The organism is Candidatus Woesearchaeota archaeon, assembly GCA_003694805.1.
In the GTDB taxonomy this organism is placed as follows: domain Archaea; phylum Nanobdellota; class Nanobdellia; order Woesearchaeales; family J110; genus J110.
In genome coordinates, this window is record RFJU01000148.1 from 1 (window position 1) to 3,012 (window position 3,012).

Genomic DNA, 3,012 nt, shown 5'->3' on the forward strand with positions numbered 1-3,012 from the left:
ACTCTTTCCTGGTGCAAAGGCCAGGGACGTCCAGTGGGAAGCGAAGACCCCGTGAAACTTTACTGTAGCCTGATCCTGTGACGTGGAGCTTGTTGTATAGCGTAGGTAGGAGCCGTTTGAAGCTATGGGCGTCAGCTCGTAGTGAGGCGTCAATGTAACACTACCCTTCGAGTTTCGCGCCACTCACCCGTGAGGGGACACGATTTGGTGGACAGTTTGGCTGGGGTGGCACGCCGTTGAAAAGGTATCAATGGCGCCCAAAGGTTGGCTCAGGCGGGTCAGAAATCCGCCGTGGAGTGTAAGGGCAAAAGCCAGCCTGACTGGGACCTCAACGTGACCGGTTCCAGAGGCGAAAGCCGGGCCTAGCGATCAGTTATGTCTCCCTTTGTGGGAGCTAGCTATGACCGAAAAGTTACTCCGGGGATAACAGAGTTGTCGCGCCCGAGAGCTCACATCGACGGCGCGGCTTGCTACATCGATGTCGGCTCATCCTATCCTGGCCGTGCAGAAGCGGCCAAGGGTGGGGGTGTTCACCCATTAAAAGGGTTCGTGAGCTGGGTTCAGAACGCTGTGAGGCAGTTTGTTTGATATCTACTGGACGTGTGGATGAGTCTGAGGGGAAGGACCACTTAGTACGAGAGGAACGGTGGTTCGGCGCCACTGGTCTACCGGTTGTCCGACAGGGCAGTTGCCGGGCAGCTACGCGCTCGGGGATAAGTGCTGAAAGCATCTAAGCACGAAGCCCTCCTCGAAAAGAGACTCTAGGGCTCCCATAGAAGATGGGGTTGATAGAAGTGGGGTGTACGCGCCGAGCTTTTGCGAGGTGTTCAGCCCGCACTCACTAATCGCCCGCCCTTCTTTTTTTGTGTACGTAAAAAAAGGGTGGCTGCTTCCACGGATTTTTTTTTCCTTTGCGCGTTTTGCCTCTCTTTTTTTATCTCTTTTTTTCACCGTGTTTCTTTTTTTCTTCCTTGCTAGCTTTTTTTGGGGAAGAGAAAGGGGAGGGTGTCTGCAAGGTTGTTGGTTGGGATGTGAACGTCTGCTGCGCTGACAACTTCCTCGTCGCGCGTGTTGAACGCGATGGACAGGCCTGCGTTGCGGAACGCTTCGATGTCTCCTTTGCTGTCCCCGACGTAGGCGCAGGCTTCCTTGCGTATGCCGAGTTTTTTGCAGAGTGTTTTGAGAATGGCAGCTTTGACTTCTTTGCCGTGTTTGACGGTCGCGATGAAGTCTCCGCTGATGATGCCGTTTTTGATGACGAGTTCATTGGCGTAGACGTCGTCGACGCCCAGGTCGCGTTGTGCTCGTCTGGCAAGGTCGAGGCTGGAGGCGCTGATGATGGCCGTGTGCGTGTTGTGGCGGCGCAAGTGGTTGAATGTTTCTTTCACGCCAGGGAGGTATGCTGCTTTATTGACGAGGTCAACGTAGGGCTTGGCATGTTTTCCTTTCCAAAGTTTTTTGACAACTTCCTCCACGAGTTTGTCGTAGTCGGTATAGAGGAGCGTTTGGGTGAGGCGCTTTCCTTCTTCGAGGGTGCCGAGTTGTTCGTGAAGCCGAAGCCAGAAGTTGTCGCCTTGGAAGATGACGCCGTCAAGGTCAAAGCAGACAAGCTGGTAAGGAGAGCGCATGCTGGTTTTTCTTCTTACTGCTTTTTTAATCATTTTTGATCGGAGAGCTTTGCGAAGAGCAGTCTCATGCGTTATTCTTTCCGTGGTTTTATGAGCTCGTGAGAGGGGAGGAAGGGTGGGTTGGCTTCGCTTCGCTCTTGCTGCTTGTGAAGATGGTATTTAGCGCCCGGAGCGCTTTTTCTTCTTTGCGTTGATGTCTTTTTTGTAGATGATGGTTCTGTACGGGTAGGGGATTTCTATGCCTTCTTTGTCAAAGCGCTTCTTGATTGCTTCGGTGAGGTCGCATTTGAGCCGGAACGCGGTTGGTTGGTCTTTGGCCCAGGCAAAGAGGCGTAGGCGGACGCCGTAGTCGTCGCAGGAGAGGACGCGGACGGCGACGTGCTCGTCTTTCGGAAGTCCCATGGTTTCTTGGGCGACGTTGAGAACGAGGGGGTGTTTGAGGGCTTCCTCTTTCATTGCCCGCTTTGCCAGGTCGAGGTCGGCATCGTAGCTAACGGTGAAGTCGATGTGCATGAGAATTTTCTCGTCGTGAATGGTGTAGTTGATAATTTTTGACTCGGTGATTTTGCTGTTGGGGATGATGACGCGTTGGTTCTCCCAGGTTCGGATCACGGTGTGGCGCAAGGTGATGTCCTCGACGGTGCCGTAGTCTCCGTCAACGGTGACGACGTCGCCGACGCGGAATGGCTCAAAGATGGCGATGAAGACGCCGCCGATGAGGTTGGTGAACGCGTCTTTTGCAGCAAAGCCGAGGATACCTGCAAGGACGGCTGCTCCGAGGAGGATTTTTTCGGCGATGGTGCGAAAGCCGGGTATGATGTAGAGTGCAGTGCCAAAGCCGATGATGTAGATGAGGGCGACGAGAAGGCGTTTGAGGATGGTGTAGCGGGTTTTGTCGATGTGCGGGTGCTTTGCTGGGGTGAAGGCGTGTTCGAAGATTTGGCGAAAGAGTTTTGCAGTGAGGATGGTGAACGCACTAATGAGGGTGATGAGGATGAACTTGCCGGGGTGGGTTTGCAAGAAGGTGTTGGTGTTCTGGACTGCGTTGGCAAGTGCTTCTGTAAGGGTTGCGTAGCCGGTTATCATCGTTGGAAGGGGGAGGCGGTTTTGGCGCTGACCAGGGCGTGGTGTGTGTCGCGCTTGGTTGCTCGTGAAATTTCTCTGGCAGGCGCTGTCTTGTGCGTTCTTCTTTGCAAAGAGGGTTTATAAATGTTTTTGTGCGTTCCTTCTGAGCGTGCCTTTTTTTGAAGAACCAAAGCTGCAATTCCGGTCCAAACACTTTGTTTTCCACCCGCGAAACCGAAAACCCTGCAGAAATACCTGAAACATTCGTTTATTACAAGATAATCTGATATGCTATTAGTTCATGTAATGGGTGTTAGCC

The 3,012-nt window shown here is 53.1% G+C and carries 3 protein-coding genes and 1 other annotated feature; of the genes, 1 reads left to right on the plus strand and 2 read right to left on the minus strand.

From position 1 onward, the window contains the following. Window positions 1-10 precede the first annotated feature (10 nt). Window positions 11-792: a sequence feature (possible 23S ribosomal RNA but 16S or 23S rRNA prediction is too short), on the plus strand. After that, window positions 388-588, plus strand: coding sequence for a hypothetical protein (locus tag D6783_05495; GenBank protein ID RME52221.1), 201 nt, complete (start codon window positions 388-390; stop codon window positions 586-588). (Overlaps the previous feature by 201 nt.) Before the next feature lie 182 nt (window positions 793-974). Here the strand turns inward: D6783_05495 and D6783_05500 are convergent. Both D6783_05500 and D6783_05505 read right to left on the minus strand, forming a co-directional pair. Then, window positions 975-1,661 carry an HAD family hydrolase gene (locus tag D6783_05500; GenBank protein RME52219.1) on the minus strand — a complete coding sequence of 229 codons (687 nt, stop codon included), beginning with the start codon at window positions 1,659-1,661 and terminating at the stop codon, window positions 975-977. Window positions 1,662-1,787: 126 nt separating this feature from the next. Continuing rightward, a complete protein-coding gene (locus D6783_05505) occupies window positions 1,788-2,714 on the minus strand; it encodes a mechanosensitive ion channel family protein (protein ID RME52220.1) in 927 nt (308 codons plus the stop codon). Window positions 2,715-3,012 lie beyond the last annotated feature (298 nt).

Excerpts from the sequence above, each read along its gene's own strand:
- D6783_05500 (RME52219.1), bottom strand. The coding sequence starts at position 1,661 with ATGATTAAAAAAGCAGTAAGAAGAAAAACCAGCATGCGCTCTCCTTAC.
- D6783_05505 (RME52220.1), bottom strand. The coding sequence starts at position 2,714 with ATGATAACCGGCTACGCAACCCTTACAGAAGCACTTGCCAACGCAGTC.